This window comes from Achromobacter sp. GW823-FHT04E03 (genome assembly GCF_058796095.1).
Genome location: NZ_JBXAIJ010000005.1, coordinates 242395 through 260476, shown reverse-complemented (window position 1 = coordinate 260476; position 18082 = coordinate 242395). Strand labels below are relative to the sequence as shown.

At 67.1% G+C, this 18082-nt stretch carries 19 protein-coding genes; 15 read left to right on the top strand and 4 right to left on the bottom strand.

The features are described 5' to 3' along the window. Window positions 1-88 precede the first annotated feature (88 nt). The 5 genes from AC1RHV_RS28700 to AC1RHV_RS28680 are packed head-to-tail and all read left to right on the top strand — an operon-like array spanning window position 89 to window position 5231. Complete coding sequence (locus AC1RHV_RS28700) at window positions 89-955, top strand: branched-chain amino acid ABC transporter permease (protein WP_054457820.1); 867 nt, start codon at window positions 89-91, stop codon at window positions 953-955. Between the two features lie 22 nt (window positions 956-977). Beyond that, complete coding sequence (locus tag AC1RHV_RS28695; RefSeq protein WP_125472985.1) at window positions 978-2759, top strand: branched-chain amino acid ABC transporter ATP-binding protein/permease; 1782 nt, start codon at window positions 978-980, stop codon at window positions 2757-2759. Further along, the gene (locus AC1RHV_RS28690) at window positions 2752-3456 is read left to right on the top strand and encodes an ABC transporter ATP-binding protein (RefSeq protein WP_054457822.1); all 705 of its coding nucleotides are present in this window, start codon (window positions 2752-2754) and stop codon (window positions 3454-3456) included. The genes AC1RHV_RS28695 and AC1RHV_RS28690 overlap by 8 nt, the downstream gene beginning before the upstream one ends. 15 nt (window positions 3457-3471) lie before the next feature. Then, window positions 3472-4467 (top strand): NAD(P)H-quinone oxidoreductase, encoded by a 996-nt coding sequence (locus AC1RHV_RS28685; RefSeq protein ID WP_460360892.1) that lies wholly within the window; start codon window positions 3472-3474, stop codon window positions 4465-4467. Beyond that, window positions 4464-5231 (top strand): SDR family oxidoreductase, encoded by a 768-nt coding sequence (locus AC1RHV_RS28680; RefSeq protein WP_175161549.1) that lies wholly within the window; start codon window positions 4464-4466, stop codon window positions 5229-5231. Before AC1RHV_RS28685 ends, AC1RHV_RS28680 begins: the two co-directional genes overlap by 4 nt. Before the next feature lie 38 nt (window positions 5232-5269). On the opposite strand, the gene AC1RHV_RS28675 is transcribed toward AC1RHV_RS28680, so the two are convergent. From AC1RHV_RS28675 to AC1RHV_RS28665, 3 genes are all read right to left on the bottom strand, one after another. After that, window positions 5270-5929 carry a thiopurine S-methyltransferase gene (locus AC1RHV_RS28675; protein ID WP_119450644.1) on the bottom strand — a complete coding sequence of 220 codons (660 nt, stop codon included), beginning with the start codon at window positions 5927-5929 and terminating at the stop codon, window positions 5270-5272. A 62-nt stretch (window positions 5930-5991) separates the two neighbouring features. Beyond that, on the bottom strand, window positions 5992-6750 hold the full coding sequence (locus AC1RHV_RS28670; protein ID WP_492302420.1) for a YoaK family protein: 759 nt from the start codon (window positions 6748-6750) through the stop codon (window positions 5992-5994). A gap of 159 nt (window positions 6751-6909) precedes the next feature. Beyond that, entirely contained in the window at window positions 6910-7956 is a 1047-nt protein-coding gene (locus AC1RHV_RS28665) for an aldo/keto reductase (protein WP_054457827.1), read from the bottom strand. Between the two features lie 319 nt (window positions 7957-8275). Between AC1RHV_RS28665 and AC1RHV_RS28660 the strand changes: the two genes are divergently transcribed. From AC1RHV_RS28660 to AC1RHV_RS28620, 9 genes are all read left to right on the top strand, one after another. Then, window positions 8276-9238 (top strand): AraC family transcriptional regulator, encoded by a 963-nt coding sequence (locus AC1RHV_RS28660; protein WP_054457828.1) that lies wholly within the window; start codon window positions 8276-8278, stop codon window positions 9236-9238. Between the two features lie 117 nt (window positions 9239-9355). Further along, on the top strand, window positions 9356-10657 hold the full coding sequence (locus AC1RHV_RS28655) for an alanine racemase (protein WP_492302418.1): 1302 nt from the start codon (window positions 9356-9358) through the stop codon (window positions 10655-10657). 3 nt (window positions 10658-10660) lie between these two features. After that, entirely contained in the window at window positions 10661-11329 is a 669-nt protein-coding gene (locus AC1RHV_RS28650) for an amino acid ABC transporter permease (protein WP_175181996.1), read from the top strand. Window positions 11330-11340: 11 nt separating this feature from the next. Further along, window positions 11341-11991 (top strand): amino acid ABC transporter permease, encoded by a 651-nt coding sequence (locus tag AC1RHV_RS28645; RefSeq protein ID WP_054457830.1) that lies wholly within the window; start codon window positions 11341-11343, stop codon window positions 11989-11991. Continuing rightward, window positions 11978-12718 carry an amino acid ABC transporter ATP-binding protein gene (locus tag AC1RHV_RS28640; protein ID WP_119450640.1) on the top strand — a complete coding sequence of 247 codons (741 nt, stop codon included), beginning with the start codon at window positions 11978-11980 and terminating at the stop codon, window positions 12716-12718. Before AC1RHV_RS28645 ends, AC1RHV_RS28640 begins: the two co-directional genes overlap by 14 nt. 24 nt (window positions 12719-12742) lie before the next feature. Then, entirely contained in the window at window positions 12743-13528 is a 786-nt protein-coding gene (locus tag AC1RHV_RS28635; protein WP_059379547.1) for a transporter substrate-binding domain-containing protein, read from the top strand. A gap of 22 nt (window positions 13529-13550) precedes the next feature. Beyond that, on the top strand, window positions 13551-13898 hold the full coding sequence (locus AC1RHV_RS28630; protein ID WP_054457833.1) for a RidA family protein: 348 nt from the start codon (window positions 13551-13553) through the stop codon (window positions 13896-13898). Window positions 13899-13964: 66 nt separating this feature from the next. Further along, complete coding sequence (locus AC1RHV_RS28625) at window positions 13965-14999, top strand: M14 family metallopeptidase (RefSeq protein WP_054457834.1); 1035 nt, start codon at window positions 13965-13967, stop codon at window positions 14997-14999. Window positions 15000-15024: 25 nt separating this feature from the next. Beyond that, a complete protein-coding gene (locus AC1RHV_RS28620; RefSeq protein WP_054457835.1) occupies window positions 15025-16113 on the top strand; it encodes a LacI family DNA-binding transcriptional regulator in 1089 nt (362 codons plus the stop codon). Window positions 16114-16143: 30 nt separating this feature from the next. Here the strand turns inward: AC1RHV_RS28620 and AC1RHV_RS28615 are convergent, their stop codons facing one another. Beyond that, window positions 16144-16962, bottom strand: coding sequence for a 2-keto-4-pentenoate hydratase (locus AC1RHV_RS28615; protein WP_492302415.1), 819 nt, complete (start codon window positions 16960-16962; stop codon window positions 16144-16146). Window positions 16963-17069: 107 nt separating this feature from the next. On the opposite strand from AC1RHV_RS28615, the gene AC1RHV_RS28610 reads away from it, so the two are divergent. Next, window positions 17070-18017, top strand: a complete 948-nt coding sequence (locus AC1RHV_RS28610; protein WP_175214330.1) for a LysR substrate-binding domain-containing protein — start codon at window positions 17070-17072, stop codon at window positions 18015-18017. Window positions 18018-18082: the final 65 nt, after the last annotated feature.

Sequence of the window (18082 nt, the reverse complement as noted above, 5' to 3'; positions counted from 1 at the left end):
CGCCTGACGTATCCCGGGGTCCGCGCGCCCCGGTCCGGCCGACAACACGGCCGGGCCGGGGCCGCTACCCGCTCTAAGAGGTTGCAACATGGAACTATTCATTCAACTGGTCATCAACGGCCTGTTGCTGGGCGGCGCGTACACCATCATCAGCCTGGGGCTGACGCTGATCTTCGGCGTGGTGCGCGTCGTGAACTTCGCGCACGGCGAGTTCCTGATGATAGGCATGTACATGGTCTATCTGATCGCGGCGCAATTCGGCGTGCATCCCTATGCCGGCCTGGTGCCCGTCGCCGTCATCCTGTTCGCGCTGGGCGCGCTGACGCAGAAAGGCATCATCCAGCCGCTGCTCAACGCCGACCAGCATATCCAGATCTTCGCCACGGTGGGCGTGTCCACCATCCTGCTGAATCTCGCCCTGGTCATATTCGGCGCCAACGTCTATCGCGCGCCGGTGGAACTGGGCACGAACGCCATCGACATCGGCCCCTATTCGATGGTGACCGGGCAGCTCGTCACCTTCGTGATCGGCCTGACCCTGGCGGTGCTGCTGCACCTGTTCATGCACCGCACCTACCTGGGCCGCGCGCTGCGGGCCGTGGCGCAGCACCGCTACGCCGCCACCCTGATGGGCGTGAACGTCAACAACGTCTACGCCATCGCCTTCGGCCTGGGCACGGCCTTTGTCGGCATCGCCGCCGGCCTGCTGGCGCCGCAGTATCCGGTGTTTCCCACCGTGGGCACGTACTTCGTGCTGACGGCCTTCGTCATCGTGGTGCTGGGCGGCCTGGGCAGCCTGTACGGCGCGGTGGCCGGCTCCATGATCATCGGCATCGTGGACACGCTGGCTGGCTTCTACATCGCCCCCGACCTGAAAGAGGTCGTCTATTTCGGGATCTTCCTCTTGATCCTGGTGCTGCGTCCGAACGGCCTGTTCGGCGTCGGCACAGAGTGATCAGAGCAACAAGGAGCGAGATGTGTTTCCCGATATCCGACACCCCAAGACCTACGTCAGCCTCATCCTGCTGATTGCGATGTTCCTTGTGCCTGTGATCATGGGCACGCCCTTCTGGACCAACCTGTTCGTCCTGCTGTTCGTGTTCTCGGCCCTGTCCGTGGCCTGGAACATCGTCGGCGGCTACGCCGGCCAGCTGTCGCTGGGCCACGCCGTGTTCTACGGCATCGGCGGCTATACCGCCACGCTGCTGACGCAGAACTTCGGCATTTCGCCGTGGTTCGGCATGCTGGCGGGCGCGGCGATCTCGGGCGCGGTCGCCATCCTCATCAGCTACCCCACGCTGCGGCTGCGCGGCCCGTTCTTCGCGCTGGCCACCATCGCGATCCTGGAGGTGGTGCGCCTCCTGGTGATCCACGAAGAAAGCTGGACGGGCGGCTCCAGCGGCATCAGCCTGCCGCTGAACATAGGCTGGACCTGGATCGTGTTCCGCGAGAAGGTCAATTACGTGATCATCGCCTTCGGCCTGTTCCTGCTGGTGACCTGGGCCTCCTGGTACATCCGCAAGTCGCGCATCGGCCATTACCTGATCGCGATCCGCGAACGCGAGGACGCGGCGCTGGCGGTCGGCATCCATACCGTGCGCATGAAGATCATCGCCGCGGTCGTGTCCGCCATGCTGACCAGCATCATCGGCACCTTCCACATCACCTACCTGACCTTCGTGGACCCGAGTTCGGCGTTTTCGCTGGAGCTGTCGATCCAGGTGGCCATGTTCGCGCTGATTGGCGGGCTGGGTACGGTGGCCGGGCCCATCGCCGGCACCTTCCTGGTGCTGCCCATCGCCGAACTGGCGCGCGGCTGGCTCAGCAGCGTGGGCAACGGCATGCACGGGCTGATCTACGGCCTGATCCTGGTAGCGGTGGTGCTGACCATTCCGCGCGGCCTGGCCGGCGCCTTCGGCCCGGCCATCGAACGCTGGCTGTCGCGTCTGCCCTATCTGGGCACGCCCCGCGCCAAGCTCAAGCTGGCCGATGAACTGCGCCTGCACGGCGCCGAACGCACGGATCAGCCGGTGCTCAAGGCCGACAAGCTATTCAAAAGCTTCGGCGGCCTGCGCGCCACCAACGACGTGTCGCTGACGCTGAACCAGAACGAGATCCTGGGCATGATAGGCCCCAACGGCGCGGGCAAGACCACGGTTTTCAACCTGCTGTCGGGCTTCCTGTCGCCGGACAAGGGCGGCATCACCATGCTGGACGCGCAAGGCAACTGGGTCACCTGCAAGACGCCCGACGAATTCGCGCACCAGGGGCTGGGCCGCACCTTCCAGATCGCCAAGCCGTTCACCGGCCTGACCGTGCTGGAGAACATCATGCTGGGCGCCTTCATCCGCACGTCGAACCGTGACGAAGCCGAGCAGATCGCACTGAAAGTCGCCGAGCAGACCGACCTGGTGAAGTACCTGGACATCGAGGCGCGCAACCTGACCGTGGGCGGCATGAAGCGCCTGGAGGTCGCCCGCGCGCTGGCGATCAAGCCGCGCATCCTGCTGCTGGACGAGGTGATGGCGGGACTGAACCCGACCGACATCGAGAAGTCGATCCAGATGATCCGCCGCATCCGAGATTCCGGCGTATCGGTGCTGCTGATCGAGCACATGATGCAGGCCACCATGGCGCTGTCCGACCGCATCATCGTGCTGAACGAAGGCGCGGTGCTGGTCAGCGGCGCGCCCAAGGACGTGGTGGAGAACCCCGCCGTCATCGAGGCCTATTTGGGCAAGGAGTACCAGGATGCTTAAGGTTTCGAATCTGTCCTCGGGCTACGGCAAGAGCCAGGTCCTGAACGGCCTGAACTTCGAGGTCCATGCGGGCGAGATCGTCACGCTGATCGGCGCCAATGGCGCCGGCAAGACCACCACCTTGAAGACGCTGTGCGGCGTCATCGCCGCCATGGAGGGCAAAGTCGAGTTCGAAGGCCAGGACTTGACCAACCGCAAGCCCTACGACATCGTCGACGCGGGCATCACCATGATTCCCGAAGGCCGCCAGCTGTTCCCGCATTTCACGGTGCGCGACAATCTGCTGATGGGTTCTTACAAGCGCGCCGCCCGCCCCATCGTGCAACGCAAGCTGGACGAGGTGCTGGGTATCTTCCCGCGGGTGCAGGAACGCCTGAACCAATACGCCGGATCGCTTTCCGGCGGCGAACAGCAGATGGTGGCGATCGCGCGCGGCATGATGGCCGATCCCAAGCTGCTGGTGTTCGACGAGCCCTCGCTGGGCCTGTCGCCGCTGCTGGTGCAGCAGATGTTCGACATCATCCGCGGCGTCACCGCGCACGGCGTGACCGTGCTGCTGGTGGAGCAGAACGTGTTCCGCACGCTGCGGCTGGCGGACCGCGGCTACGTGCTGGAGAACGGCGCCATCGTACGCACCGGCACTGGCGCGGAGCTGCTGAGCGACCCGCATGTGAAGAAGGCCTACCTGGGCCATTGATACCAAGGATTCCTTATGTCTTTACGCTGCACATACATCGACCACGGCCAGGGCGGCGCGCCCGACTGCATGCGCCTGGCCGAACGCGACATGGAGGCCCCCGCCGGCCGGCAGGTGCTGATCGAGGTCGCCTACGCCGGGGTCAACCGCCCCGACGTGCTGCAACGCTCCGGCTCCTATCCGCCGCCTCCGGGCGCCTCGCCCCACCTGGGGCTGGAGGTTTCCGGCACCGTCATCGCCACCGGGCCCGACGCCAGCCTCTGGAAAGTCGGCGACCAGGTCTGCGCGCTGACGCCGGGCGGCGGCTACGCCCAATACTGCCTGGCGGACGAACGCCATTGCCTGCCCGTGCCGCGCGGCCTGGACCTGTTGACGGCCGCCGCCATCCCCGAGAACTACTACACCGTCTGGACCAATGTGTTCGACCGCGCCCGTCTGGCCGCCGGCGAATGCTTCCTGGTGCACGGCGGTTCCAGCGGCATCGGCCTGACCGCGATCCAGCTGGCGCGCGCCTTCGGCGCCGAAGTCTGGACCACGGTAGGCAACCAGGAAAAGGCCGACGCCTGCCTGGCCGCCGGCGCGCACCATGCCGTGCTGTACCGCGAGGCCGACTTCGAGGCGGCGGTGCGCCAGGGCAGCGGCGGCGCGGGCGTGGACGTGATACTGGACATGGTGGGCGGCGCCTACATCAACAAGAACCTGCGGCTGCTGGCGCTCAATGGCCGGCTGGTGCAGATCGCTTTCCTGGAGGGCAGCAAGGCCGAGATCGACGCCATGCCCATCATGCTCAAGCGCCTGCAATTCACCGGCTCCACCCTGCGCCCCCGCTCCGACGAGGACAAGGGCGCGATCACCCGCGCGCTGGCGGAAAAAGTGTTGCCGCTGATGGAACAGGGGCAATGCCTGCCGCGCATCCACAAGGTATTTCCGCTGGCGGAAGCGGCCCAGGCGCATGCGCTGATGGAAAGCAGCAAGCACATCGGCAAGATCATGCTGAAGGTGGCCGCATGAGCGGGCGCTTCAAGGACCAGGTGGCCATCGTGACGGGCGCGGTCGGCGGCATAGGCTCGGCCATCGTCGAAGGCTTCCTGGCGGAAGGCGGCCGCGTGGGTCTCATCGATTTCAATGCGCAGGGCGGGCAGGCTTACGAAAAGGAACTGCGCAAGCGCGGCCATGAAGCCTGCTTCGTGCACGCGGACGTCGCGCGCTTCGAGGAGTGCCAGGCAGCCTACGAACGCATCAGCGCAGAGCTGGGTCCGGCCACCATCCTGGTCAACAACGTCGGCATTTCACCGAAGACCGATGGACGCGCGCTGAAGGTCTGGGAGATGCCGCCCAGGGAATGGGAGAACGTGGTCGCCGTCAACCTGAACAGCGTGTTCTACATGACGCACCTGGCCACGCCGCACATGGTGCGCGAGCGCCAGGGCCGCGTGATCAACATGTCTTCCGTGGCCGGCCGCGCCTATTGCGACATCGTGGCGGCGCATTACGCGGCCACCAAGGCCGGACTGATCGGTCTGACGCGCCATTGGGCCGCCGAACTGGGCGAGCACCAGGTCACCGTCAACGCCCTGGCGCCTGGACGCATCAGCACGCCCTTGCTGAAAACCGTGCCCAAGGAAATCAATGACGCGGTTGCGCAGGTAACCGCGCTGCGCCGCCTGGGTACGCCGGAAGAAGTAGCGGATGCCTGCCTGTTCTTCGCGTCGGATCAAGCCCGCTTCGTCACCGGCCAGGTACTGGACGTGGCCGGCGGCTGGCTGATGACCTGAGAGCATGGCGCCCGCCTGTGCTCAGGCGGGCGCCGTCTTCATTCCTGCGCGCCCAGGTGATAGACCACGGTGTCCAGCCGGCTGACGCCGGCCGCCAGGAACTTCGGTTCCTTTTCCAGGATGTCGCGGCGGTCGATGATCCTGGCGGGCGACACGCCCGCAAAGATGTTCTGCACTTCGCTGTCCACGACAGAGAACGGCGGCCCCGCCATTTCTTCCTGCGGGTAGTCCAGCGTGATCAGCAGTCCCTGATAGGCGGGTGACAGATTGCCGTAGACGTGGCGCACGTAGTCTGCGCGCATGGTGTCCGGCAACGCCACCAGCGCGGCGCGGTCATAGGCGCCCACGCAATGCGACAGCAGTTGCGCATCCAGTTTGAAGATGTCGCCGCAGATGATTTCGATGCTGCCCGCCACGTAGTGCTTGCCATAGACGGACACGTGCGTGAGCGGCTTGAGTTCGTTTTCTTCGAAGAACTGCTCGACCGCAAGCTCGGACAGCTCGACGCCCAGCACGGAATGCCCCTGCGCCGCGATCCACACCATGTCCAGCGACTTGCCGCAAAGCGGCACCAGCACCCGGCCGTCCTTGGGCACGCCCAGCGTCGGCCAATACTTCTGCAATAGCGGCGTGACCCGCGATTGATGAAAATGCGTGCGCCCTTCGCGCCAACGCTCCAGCCAGAATTCCGCGTCCATGCCCGGTCTGCCTCCTGTGTATCGGTGCAGGGCATTGTAGTTCGGCGGCGGGCGCACAGGCCCTACATGCGCGGCAGCAGACTGCGGATGTCGTCCACGATGGGTACGGCGGCCAGCACCATGAGCACCAGCGCCAGCGGCACCGTCGAGCCGAACCCGAAGTTGAAGAAGGAAAATGCCCCCGTCACTCCGCCGACGAAGAACAGCGACACCAGCACGGTGAGCACGACAAGCTTGCTGCGGTCCGCGCGCACCGGCTGCATCGAGGCCGGATCGCCCTGGGCCACGTTCCAGTAAAACAGCTTGCCCAGTTCTATGCCGATATCGGTCACCATGCCCGTCACATGCGTGGTGCGGATCTCGGAGCGCGACAGCTTGGTGATCATGGCGTTCTGCAGACCCATGATGTAGCAAAGCAGCATGACCGTGCCCGGCACGTAGAACCAGCGCAGCGTTTCCAGGTTGGCGCCCAGCAAGCCGAAGCCCAGCAACAGCACGGCTTCGTACAGCAGCGGCATCGCGTATTCGCTGGTCAGGTGCGAGCGGCGCCCAAAGTTGATCAGGAAGGCCGAGCTGGCGGCGCCGGCCAGAAAGGACAGCAGCGCCGCCAGCCCCTGCAGCACCACGATCACCCCGCCCAGCGCCAGGTGATCGGCCATCATGGAGACGATGCCGGACATGTGCGAGGTGTATTGCTGCACGGCCAGGAAGCCGCCGGCGTTGACCGCGCCAGCGGTGAAGGTCAGGATGTAAGCCAGGTGCCTGTTGGCCTGGGGGCTGCGGCTGACGGCCGTCAGGCGGCGTAGATACGGAATGGCCACGCGTGTCCCTTGAAGACAAGAATCCATACACAGCAATGTGCATGACATTCTAGTCGCCGCGGCACGGCGCGAGGCCTGGCACGCCCGCCGGCAACCATGCCGGCGGCGGCCTCGCCGGAGGCGGTCCCACCGCTGGCGGCCCCGCCTGTCCCCGGCGTTTTACGCCCCGCCGGATTCGCTCAGCTGCTTGCGCCGGTATTCGCCCTGGCGCACATGCATCCAGCCCGGATACTCCGGCGGCAAGGCGCTGACCTGGTCCAGCTCGGCCAGTTCGTCCGCCGTCAGGCGTATCGCCGTGGCCGCCAGGTTGTCGTCCAGCTGGTCGACGCGCTTGGCGCCGATGATGACGCTGGTCACGGCCTGCTGGTGCAGCAGCCAGGCCAGGGCCACCTGCGCCACCGATACGCCGCGCGCGCCGGCGACGCGCCGCAGGACGTCGATGCTGTCGTAGGCGCGTTCCTGGTCCACCGGCGGGAAGTCGAAGGCGGCGCGGCGGCTGCCGGCTTCGGCCTGCCCGTCGCGGCTGTACTTGCCGCTCAGCAGGCCGCCTGCCAGCGGGCTCCACACCATCAGCCCCACGCCTTCGCTTTGCAGCATGGGCAGGATCTCGCGCTCCAGGTCGCGGCCGGCGATCGTGTAATAGGCCTGCAGCGACTCGAAGCGCGCCAGCCCCAGGCGTTCGGCAATGCCCAGCGCCTTCATGATCTGCCAGGCGGCCCAGTTGGACACGCCAACGTAGCGCACGTGGCCATGCTGCACCAGATTGTCCAGCGCCCTGACCGTTTCTTCCACCGGCGTGGCGGGATCGAAGCCGTGGATCTGGTAGAGGTCGATATGGTCCAGCTGCAGGCGCGACAGGCTTTTCTTGACGCCGTCGATGATGTGCGAACGCGAGTTGCCGCGCGCATTGACGCCCGCGCCCGTCGGTCCGAACACCTTGGTCGCGATCACGACGTCCTCGCGGGCCACCTTCAGGTCGCGCAGCGCCTGCCCGGTGATGACCTCCGAGCGGCCCTCGGAATACACGTCGGCCGTGTCGATGAAATTGACGCCGGCATCCAGGGCACGGCCCACCAGCCGATTGGCCTCTTCCTGCTGCAGGCTGCCGATGTTGCTCCAAAACTCGCCGCCGCCGCCGAAGGTCATGGTGCCCAGGCAGAGTTCCGACACGAACAGGCCGGTGCTTCCGAATTTCTTGTACCGCATGGTTGCGCTCCTTCAAGGGCTGGGCGGGAGCCGGCGCTCCGGGATGGAATGGCCGCGGCCCGCCTGCCAGGATGAAGGAAAGTATGCGTCCAGGGGCCGGCGCGGACGCTGCTTGATCCTGCCCTTTTTTTGCCCAATCCTGCAGCGCTGGCCACTCTGCGGCGCCTGGCCGCTCATTCCTCCGAATTTTCTGCCCATTTCTCCATGAAAAGCGCCGCAGCCTGGATGCAGGCAAGCTTAGGCATAAACTGAAAGCCACCCAATCCTCCGACTTTCTGCCGCCAACGCCCATCCGGCACGGCGCGCCACGGGAGCCCCCATGACCATCACATCCGCACTTGCCGCCAGAGTCGCCGTCCCGCCCCTGGACGTCGCCTATGAGCCGGCGCGGCGCGAACTGCTCTGCACGCTGGAACGCATGACCGGCGACCTGGAGGGTTCGCTGGACACGCCCATCGAGGGCCTGTTCCTGCACCGCATTTCGCAGCCCACCGGCGCCAAGCCCGGACTGCAGAAGGCCGCGCTGGGCGTCATCGCCCAGGGTTCCAAGCGCTTGCTCATCGGCGATGATGCCTACGAGTACGACCCCTTCCATTACCTGATTTCCTCGGTGGATCTGCCGGTCGTGGCCAAGGTGTCCGTCGCCAGCCCGACGCTGCCCTATCTGGGCTTGCGGCTGGAGCTGAACGTGGAGGAGATCACCTCGCTGATCAGCGACGAAAGCCTGCCGCCGCAGCCGCCAGCCGAGGCCGCGCGCGCGCTTTGCGTCAATCCGCTGGGCGGCGCGCTGCTGGACGCGGTGCTGCGCCTGTTGCGCCTGCTGGACACGCCGCGCGACATTCCCATCCTGGCGCCCCTGGTCAAGCGCGAGCTGCTGTACCGCCTGCTGATGAACGGCCAGGGCGCGGTGCTGCGCCAATCGGTGCTGCAGGACAGCCAGCTCAACCGCGTGGCCAAGGCCATCCGCATCCTGCGCGACAACTATGCCCAGCCCCTGCGCGTGGAAGAAATCGCGCGCGACGTGCACATGAGCGTGTCTTCGCTGCACCATCATTTCAAGCAGGCCACCGCCATGAGCCCGCTGCAATACCAGAAGCACCTGCGCCTGCAGGAAGCGCGGCGCCTGATGCTGACCGATGACGCGGGCGTAGCGCTGGCAGCCCATTCCGTGGGCTACGAAAGCTCGTCGCAGTTCAGCCGCGAATACAGCCGCCTGTTCGGTTCGCCGCCCTTGCGCGACAAGCAGCGCTGGAAGGACGAAACCGCGTCGGCGCCAGCCTGAGCCGCCGCTCGGGCATCCCTAGGGGATTGCCCTAATCCTAATTTGACAACGTTACCATTAGACTGCCGCCATCAAATGACAACGTTGTCATAACCCTGATCTTTCTTCGGCGGCCACATGAATCCCTTCCTGGAAACCCTGCTCGATACTCCACTGGACGATACCTACCGGGGCATTCCTCCGGGCGAGCCCGCCGTCCCGCTGCGCGGCGTCGCGGCCCGGGGCTGGCAGCCCAGGAGCGGCAACATGGCCCTGCCCGTCCTGACGCTGGATGAGGCCGCCTTCGCCCATAACGTCGAGCAGATCTTCCAGTACGCCCGCAGCCACGGGGCGGCGCTGGCGCCGCATGCCAAGACGCCGATGTCGCCGCAGATCGTGCAGCGCCTGCTCGATGCCGGCGCCTGGGGCGCCACCGTCGCCAACCTGCAGCAGGCCGCCGTGCTGCTGCGCGCAGGCGTATCCCGCCTGATGCTGGGTAACGAGATCGGCGGCGCGGCCAGCGGCGCCCGCCTGGGCAAGCTGCTTGCCGGCTACCCCCATGCGCGCCTGCTGGCATTCGCGGACTCCGCCGACACCGTGCGTTCGCTGGCCGCCGCGGCCGCTGAAGCCGGCCGGCCCGTCGAGGTGCTGGTGGAAGTCGGCGGCGGCCGCGCGGGCGCGCGCGACGATGCCGCGGTCGCAGCCATCCTGGCCGCGATCCGTGAGCAGGGCGACAAGCTCGCGCTGGCGGGCGTGGCCACCTACGAAGGCGCCGTCGCCAGCTCGGACGCGGCGCTCACCGCCAGCAATATCGCCGCGCTGATGGAGCGCGCCGCCCGCGCGTTCAAGCAAGTGCGCGCGCTGGCGCCGCACGCGCCTCTGGTGTTCACCGCGGGCGGCTCGGCCTTCTTCGACCATGTCACTCAGGCGGCCAAGGGCTGGCTGTCCGAGGACGGCAATGCCCAGCTGGTGCTGCGCAGCGGCGCCATCTTCTTCCATGACCATGGCACCTATCAGCGCGCGCTGCAGGCCATGGACGCCCGCGCGGGCTTCCTGGTCGACGGCCAGGCGCGCAACGCCGCCACCGACTTCCGGCCGGCCCTGCGCCTGTGGGGCGAAGTCCTGTCGCGACCGGAACCGGGCCTGGCGATCTGCGGTTTCGGCATGCGCGACGTGTCCTACGACCAGGACCTGCCCGCGCCGCTGGCCGCCTTCCGCGGCGGCGCGGCCCTGCCCGGCTGGGACACGCAAACCCGCGTCACGCGGCTCAACGACCAGCACGCCTTCCTGGCCATCGCGCCGGACAGCGAACTGGCGCCGGGCGACGTGATCGAGTTCGGCATTTCGCATCCCTGCACCTGTCTGGACCGCTGGCGCGTTTTCTTCGGCCTGGACGCCGACGGCCGCGTGCAGTCGGCCTACCGCACGTTCTTCGGATAAGCCATGCAACAGCTGAACTTCCAACAGATCTGGCGCTACCGCGAACAGCTCTGGGACGGCATCCAGGTCACGCTGGAGCTGACCGTCATCGCCGTGATCGCCGGGCTGGCCATCGGCCTGGCCGGCGCCCTGCTGACGCGCCATGGCCCCAAGCCGGTCAAGCTGGCGTTGCGCGCCTATGTCGAGGTGTTCCGCAACACGCCGTCGCTGATCCAGCTGTTCGTCGTGTTCTTCATCCTGCCGGGTCTGGGCCTGCGCATGCCCCCCTTCGTGGCCGCGGCGCTGGCGCTCAGCCTGTATTTCGGGGCCTACGCCATCGAGATCCTGCGCGCCGGCCTGGATTCCATTCCGCGCAGCCAGATCGAGGCCGGCCATTGCCTGGGCCTGAGCACCTGGCAGGTGTACCGCCACATCGTGCTGGCGCCCGCCCTGCGCAACGTCTACCCCGCGCTGGGCACGCAGCTGGTCATCCTGCTGCTGGGCACCTCGCTGGCCTCGCAGGTATCGGCCGAGGATCTGTTCCATGCCGGCAGCTTCATCGAAAGCCGCACCTACCGCAGCTTTGAAGTCTATGCGGTGATCTGCGGCATCTATTTCACGCTGGTGCTGATCACCAAGGCGCTGCTGGCCCTGGCCGGCAGCCTGGCCTTCACCTGGCCCGTGCGCCGCTAGGAGTCGCGAGCATGCGTACATTTACCCTGAGTGATTTCGCCTCCCTGCTCAGCGCGCTGCAATGGACCGTGGCCCTGGTGCTGATTGCGCTGGCCATCGGCGCGCCGCTGGGCCTGGGGCTGGCGCTGCTGCGCGGCCACCGTTCGGCGCCGCTGCGCTGGCTGGCCGCGGCCATGCAGCAACTGGTCCAGGGCGTGCCGCTCCTGGGCCTGCTGATGTTCTTCTACTTCGGCATGCCGGTGTTCCTGGGCATCGAAGTGCCCGCGCTGACCGCCGTCAGCGTCGCCTTCATCATCTACACGGCGGCCTTCCTGGGCCAGATCTGGTACGGCGGCATCCAGGCCGTGAAGCACGAGCAATGGGAAGCGGCCGCCTGCCTGGGTCTGTCCAAGTGGCACCAGTTCCGCCATGTGATCGCGCCGCAGGCGTTCCGCCTGTCGCTGCCGCCCACCGTGGGCTTCCTGGTGCAGCTCGTCAAGGGCACCTCGCTGGCTTCGGTGGTGGGCTTTGTCGAACTGGCGCGCGCCGGACAGATCGCCAGCGCCGCCACCTTCCAGCCCCTGCTGGTCTATTCCTGCGTCGCGTTGCTGTACTTCGCGGCGTGCCTGCCCCTGACGATGTGGGCCCGTAACCTGGAGGGCCGCTTCCATGGCGCTCGTTGAAGTCTCCAACATCCACAAACGTTTCGGCGCCAACGCGGTGCTCAACGGCGTCTCCCTTGAAGTCAATGAAGGCGAGATCGTCACCATCATCGGCCGCTCCGGCTCGGGCAAGTCCACCCTGCTGCGCTGCCTGAACGCGCTGGAGACGGTAGACGACGGCGACATCCGCATCGGCGGCGAACGTATCCACGCCAGCATGCCCGGCCTGCGCCAGTTCCGCCAGCGCGTGGGCATCGTGTTCCAGCAGTTCAACCTGTTTCCGCACCTGAACGTGGAGCGCAACATCACGCTGGCGCCCACGCTCAACGGCAAGATCGCCAAGTCGCAGGGCCGCGCGCTGGCGCTGGACGTGCTGCGCCGCGTCGGCCTGGCCGAAAAGATCGACGCCTATCCGGCCCTGCTGTCGGGCGGCCAGCAGCAGCGCGTGGCGATCGCGCGCTGCCTGGCCATGGCGCCGCAACTGATGCTGTTCGACGAGGTCACCTCGGCGCTGGACCCGGAACTGGTGGGCGAAGTGCTGAAGGTCATGGAAGACATGGCGCGCCAGGGCATGACCATGGTGCTGGTGACGCATGAAATGGCCTTCGCCCGCAACGTTGCGTCCAAGGTCGTGTTCATGCACCAGGGCCGCGTCTGGGAACAAGGCCCGCCCGCCGAACTCTTCGCCAATCCCCAAACCCCCGAGCTGCGCCAATTCATCGGCACGGCCGCGCCGTCCACCCACTGAACCATCCGCTCCTGGAGTCATTGCATGAAACTGTTCGCCAAGCTGGCCGCCGCCGCGGCCGTCTGTCTCTCCCTGGCCGCGCCCGCCTCGGCCGCCGACAAACTGCAGGACGTGCTGGGCGCAGGCAAGCTGCGCGTGGGCGTGCTGATGGACGCCGCGCCCTGGGGCTTCAAGGACGCCAAGGGCGAGGCCGCGGGCCTGGACATCGACCTGGCCAAACTCATGGCCGCCGACATGGGCGTGAAGCTGGAGCTGGTGCAGGTCACCGGCGCCAGCCGCATTCCCAGCCTGCTGGCCGGCAAGGTCGACGTGCTGATCGCGGCCGCCGGCGCCACGCCGGAACGCGCCCAGCAGGTCATGTTCTCGCAGCCCTATGCCGCGGTGAACCTGGGCGTCTACGGCGGCGCCAGCATGCCGCAAGCCAAAACGGTGGACGAATTGAAGGGCCACAGCATCGCGGTCGCCAAGGGCTCCACGCTGGACATCTGGCTCACCGACAACGCGCCGGGCGCCAAGCTGGTGCGCTTCGAGGACACGCCTTCGGCCGTGGCCGCCTACCTGGCCGGGCAGTCGGAATCGTTCGCCGAGAACAGCGCCATCGCGCTCAAGGTGGCCGAGGACAACGCCGCGAAGGCGCCCGAACTCAAGTTCCTGATCCGCCAATCGCCCGCGCATGCCGCCGTGCAGCAGGGCCAGCAGAACCTGCTGAACTGGATCAATACCTTCCTCTTCACCAACCGCCTGAACGGCAAGCTGCCGGCCCTGCAGCAAAAATGGTTCAAGGAAGCCCAGACCCTGCCGCAGATGTAATCGGCCCCAACAAAGGACTCGCATGATCAAACGCTACAAATCCGGCTCGCGCATGAGCCAGGCCGTCTCGTACAACGGCTTCGTGTTCATCGCCGGCCAGGTGGCCGACAATCGCCAGGGCTCGCTCGAATCGCAGACCCGCGAAGTGCTGGCCAAGATCGAAGCGCTGCTGGCCGAAGCCGGCAGCGACAAATCGCGCCTGCTGGCCGTGGACGTGTTCCTGCCCGCCATCGGCGACTTCGACGCCATGAACCGCGTCTACGACGCCTGGGTCGACCCCGCCAATCCGCCGGCCCGCGCCTGCGTCGAAGCCCGCCTGGCCGACCCCGACCTGCGGGTCGAAATGACCGCGGTCGCCGCGCTGCGCTAAGCGCGCTTTGCTGCAGCCTTCCGATCCCTCTTCGCGCCGCCTCGCGCGGCGCTGTTGTATCTCCCCATGCATACCGGCCTGTTTCACGACATAGATTTCGATGCCGACGGCAAGGCGCTCAGTTTCCTGGGCACCCCCTACTCGGTAGACCGTTCGCCCTACTACCAGATCAAGACGCCCATCTGCCGCATCCGCAACGGCAGCGGCCCGCGCGTGCTGCTCATGGCGGGCAACCATGGCGACGAGTACGAAGGCGAAGTCGCCCTGGGCCGGCTGATCCGCCGCCTGGATCCCTCCCGCATGCGCGGCGAAGTCACCATCCTGCCGCTGGCCAACCTGCCAGCCGTGATGGCGGCGCGGCGGCGCTCTCCGCTGGACAACGGCAACCTCAATCGCGCCTTTCCCGGCGAACCCGGCGGCACCCCGACCGAACGCCTGGCGCACTTCCTCGAACACGAACTGTTCCCGCGCCACGACGTGGTGTTCGACATCCATTCCGGCGGCACCTCGATGGCGCACCTGCCCACCGCCCTGATCGAACGCCAGGACTCGCCCGAGCGCATGGCGCGCGCGCTGGACCTGATGGGTTCGCTGGGCATGGGCCACGCCTTCGTCGCCGCCAATGGCCGCGATGCGCCCACCTCCATGGCGGCGGCCGCGCGCGCTGGCGCGATCGGCATCAGCGGCGAGTTCGGCGGCGGCGGCACGCTGACGCCGGCCACGCTGGCCGCGACCCAGCGCGCCATCGACAACCTGCTGCAAAAGCTGGGCGTGACCGATGCGCCCGTGCTCGGCCCGCACCAGCCCGGCGCGCCCGCCATGCAGTTGCTGGAGCTGGACAGCCACGAACAGAACATCTTCGCCACCCGGCGCGGCTGGTTCGAGCCGGCGGTGGACATCGGCGCCAGCGTGCGCGCGGGCGACGTCGCGGGCTACTACCATGACCTCAACCAGCTGGACGCGGAAGAGGAAGTCCTGCGTTTCCGGGTATCGGGTATCGTCATTTCGCGGCGGCTGCATACCGACTGCGAATCCGGCGACAGCCTGATCCAGGTTGCGCGTCCCGTCGGCCAGGCTGATATCCTGACGCCTGCCGCCTGATCCCGGAACAATCAAAAGAAATCGCATGACCCACCGGCCCGCGCCTCCTTCCGCCCCCACCTACGACGACGTGCTGCGCGTGCGTCCCGAGGGCGCCGCCGCGCCCGCCCGCGCGGCCGCCCCCGCCAAGCCGCCGCGCATCGAGGAAGTGGCCAGGCTGGCGGGCGTATCGCCCATCACGGTGTCGCGGGCCTTGCGCCAGCCCGAGAAAGTGGCCCAGGAAAAGCGCGACCGCATCCTGCAGGTAGTGGCGCAGACCGGCTATGCCTCGAATCCGCACGCGCGCGCCCTGCGTTCCGGGCAGTCCAGCGTGGTGGCGGCGTTCGTCTCCAACATCCTCAGCCAGCAGTTCGCGCTGGCCGTGCAGGGCTGCGCCGAAGTGCTGGAGCCGCAGGGCTACCAGTTGATGGTCGGACAGACCTCGTATTCCTACGCCAAGGAAACCAGCATGATCGCGTCGCTGCGCGCCTTGCGGCCCGCGGCGGTGCTGTTCACCGGCGTCATCGAGCTCGAGGAAAATCGCCAGTCGCTGCGCGAACTGGGCATCCCCATCATGGAGACCTGGGCCTATCCGCGCGACCCGATCGACATGCTGGTGGGCTTTTCCAACTATGACGGCGGCGTCATGGCAGCGCGCCATCTGGCCGAACGCGGCTACCGCCGCGTCGCCTTCGTGGCGCGCCAGGGCGGCCGCGGCGAACTGCGGCGCCAGGGCTTCAATGCCGCCGCTGCCGGACTGGGCCTGCAGGTGGTGGCCGAACTGGCCGTGGACAATGCGCAAACCATCGCCGATGGCCGCGCCGCCCTGGGCCGCCTGCTCGCCATGGGCCAGGCCTTTGACGCCGTGTTCTGCGCCAACGACCTGCTGGCGGTGGGCGCGCTGTTCGAGGCGCGCGACCGCAAACTCGCAATTCCCCGCGACATCGCCATCCTGGGTTTCGGCGATACCGACATCGCCCGCGAAATCGAGCCCGGCCTGAGCACCATCGGCGTGGACAGCCGCAAGCTGGGCGCCCGCGCCGGGGAACTGCTGCTGCAGCGCCTGAATGGCGGCGCGCCCGCCGCGCGCCAGGAAGTGTTTCCGCTGACCTTGAACCAGCGCGCCAGCGCCTAGCGTCCCTGCGCGCCGGCAACCGGCGCGGGCTCACTCGTCGAACACGATGCGCAGGCCCGGCAAGCCGATGCCGTCCAGCGTGGTGCTCCATGTTTCGCCCGCGTGCACCGGATATGCCTTGGTCAGCGTTCCGGTCGTGACCAGTTCGCCCGCCTGGATCGCCTCGTCGGCCGGACGCTCCCCGAGCACCTCCAGCAGATGGGCCAGCGCCGCCAGCGGACTGCCCAGCACGTTGGCGCCCGCACCGGTTTCACGGCGGATGCCGTTGCAGGACAGCTCCACCCGGAAGTCCGCCAGCCGTTCGATCAAGCCCGGGCCGAGCTCGGCCGGCTCCATCAGCCGCCCTATGTAAAGCGCGCCGTGCAAGGCGTTGTCCGCCACGGTATCGGCGGCCTGGAACTGCCAGGCGGGATAGTGCGACTGCACCAATTCGAACCCATGGGCGATCCAATCCACGCATTCCAATATGGCGGCCAGTTCCCGCGTGCGCGGCGGCGCGCAATGGAAATGCAGCACGATCTCGGGTTCGATGCGCGGCTCGACATAGCGGCCCAGGCGGCAATGGACTTCGCCGGTGTCGTCATAAACCGCGCTGTGTTCATAAACGCGTCCCCACACGGGGAAATCCACGCCCAGCGCCGCCCACATCGCGGCATTGGTGAAGCCTATCTTGCGGCCGACCAGCAGCGCGCCTTCCGCCAGCCGCGCCTGATGGATGCGCGCAGCCACGTCATAGGCGGCATCCAGGTCGAAGCGTGGACGCCGGGCCGTGACCGGCGCGATGTAAGAGGCATGGTCCTGCGCCGCCTTGATTTCACGGGCGAGCGCCGCCGGGTCGGAAGCTGGCATGGTGGCTCCTGAAGGTACGCTCAAATGTAAAAGAAAACCTGCCCGCACAGTGCCGCAGCCGTTATATGCTCCCCTAGACGTCCTATTTTCAGAACAGCGGGGAAGCAATGCATGACTTGAATGACCTCTATTACTTCGTCCAGGTCGTCAAGAACGGCGGATTCGCACCCGCGGGACGGGCGCTGGGCATACCAAAATCCCGCCTGAGCCGGCGCATTGCGCTGCTGGAAGACCGGCTCGGCGTGCGGCTCATCCAGCGTTCCACGCGCAGCTTCGCCGTGACCGAATTGGGTCAGGAATATTACGAGCAATGCCTGTCGATGCTGGCGGGCGCGGAAGCCGCCCAGGAAGTCATCGACCGCACCCGCGCCGAACCGCAAGGCACCATACGCATGAGCGCGCCGCCCGCGCTGATCTACTACTTCCTGGGCGACCTGGTGGCCCGCTTCATGGTCCGCTGCCCCAAGGTCCACGTCTACCTGAAGAGCTTCAGCCGCCCCGTGGACGTGCTGCGCGAGGGCTTCGACATCGCCGTGCGCGTGCGCTTCGGTCCCATCGAGAGCAGCGACCTCATCATGAAACCGCTGGGCATGAGCTGCCAGTGCCTGGTGGCCAGCCCGGCGCTGGCGCTCAGCATCAAGCTGCCTGCGGATCCGCACGCCCTGAGCGAACTGCCCACGCTGGCCCTGGGTACGGAACAGCGCGAATCCCATTGGCGGCTGGACGGGCCGGACGGCGCGCGCATCGTCGTGCCGTTCACGCCTCGCCTGGTGACGGACGACATGCTGGCGCTGAAGCAGGCCGCCTTGCGCGGCGTGGGCGTGGTCTCCCTGCCCCTGCTGATGATCCGCGAGGAACTGGACGCGGGCACCCTGGTGGACGTAGGCGCCCCCTGGCAGCCGGAAGCCGGCAGCGTGCACGCCATCTTTCCGTCGCGCCGCGGCCTGCTGCCCGGCGTGCGCGAGCTGCTGGACTTCCTCAGTTCGGAGTACCAGGAAGTGGCCAAGCGCGAACACGACACGCAGGTGCGCCACAAGGTGCCCACCCTGAAGTAGCTTTGGGGCCGCCCGCAGCGTCCGACGAATGGGACGCAGAAACCCATTTCTCCCGCCTACCCAGC

Coding starts and splice junctions, on each gene's coding strand:
- AC1RHV_RS28700 (WP_054457820.1), top strand. CDS start 89: ATGGAACTATTCATTCAACTGGTCATCAACGGCCTGTTGCTGGGCGGC.
- AC1RHV_RS28690 (WP_054457822.1), top strand. CDS start 2,752: ATGCTTAAGGTTTCGAATCTGTCCTCGGGCTACGGCAAGAGCCAGGTC.
- AC1RHV_RS28685 (WP_460360892.1), top strand. CDS start 3,472: ATGTCTTTACGCTGCACATACATCGACCACGGCCAGGGCGGCGCGCCC.
- AC1RHV_RS28680 (WP_175161549.1), top strand. CDS start 4,464: ATGAGCGGGCGCTTCAAGGACCAGGTGGCCATCGTGACGGGCGCGGTC.
- AC1RHV_RS28675 (WP_119450644.1), bottom strand. CDS start 5,929: ATGGACGCGGAATTCTGGCTGGAGCGTTGGCGCGAAGGGCGCACGCAT.
- AC1RHV_RS28665 (WP_054457827.1), bottom strand. CDS start 7,956: ATGCGGTACAAGAAATTCGGAAGCACCGGCCTGTTCGTGTCGGAACTC.
- AC1RHV_RS28660 (WP_054457828.1), top strand. CDS start 8,276: ATGACCATCACATCCGCACTTGCCGCCAGAGTCGCCGTCCCGCCCCTG.
- AC1RHV_RS28655 (WP_492302418.1), top strand. CDS start 9,356: ATGAATCCCTTCCTGGAAACCCTGCTCGATACTCCACTGGACGATACC.
- AC1RHV_RS28650 (WP_175181996.1), top strand. CDS start 10,661: ATGCAACAGCTGAACTTCCAACAGATCTGGCGCTACCGCGAACAGCTC.
- AC1RHV_RS28645 (WP_054457830.1), top strand. CDS start 11,341: ATGCGTACATTTACCCTGAGTGATTTCGCCTCCCTGCTCAGCGCGCTG.
- AC1RHV_RS28640 (WP_119450640.1), top strand. CDS start 11,978: ATGGCGCTCGTTGAAGTCTCCAACATCCACAAACGTTTCGGCGCCAAC.
- AC1RHV_RS28635 (WP_059379547.1), top strand. CDS start 12,743: ATGAAACTGTTCGCCAAGCTGGCCGCCGCCGCGGCCGTCTGTCTCTCC.
- AC1RHV_RS28630 (WP_054457833.1), top strand. CDS start 13,551: ATGATCAAACGCTACAAATCCGGCTCGCGCATGAGCCAGGCCGTCTCG.
- AC1RHV_RS28625 (WP_054457834.1), top strand. CDS start 13,965: ATGCATACCGGCCTGTTTCACGACATAGATTTCGATGCCGACGGCAAG.
- AC1RHV_RS28620 (WP_054457835.1), top strand. CDS start 15,025: ATGACCCACCGGCCCGCGCCTCCTTCCGCCCCCACCTACGACGACGTG.
- AC1RHV_RS28615 (WP_492302415.1), bottom strand. CDS start 16,962: ATGCCAGCTTCCGACCCGGCGGCGCTCGCCCGTGAAATCAAGGCGGCG.
- AC1RHV_RS28610 (WP_175214330.1), top strand. CDS start 17,070: ATGCATGACTTGAATGACCTCTATTACTTCGTCCAGGTCGTCAAGAAC.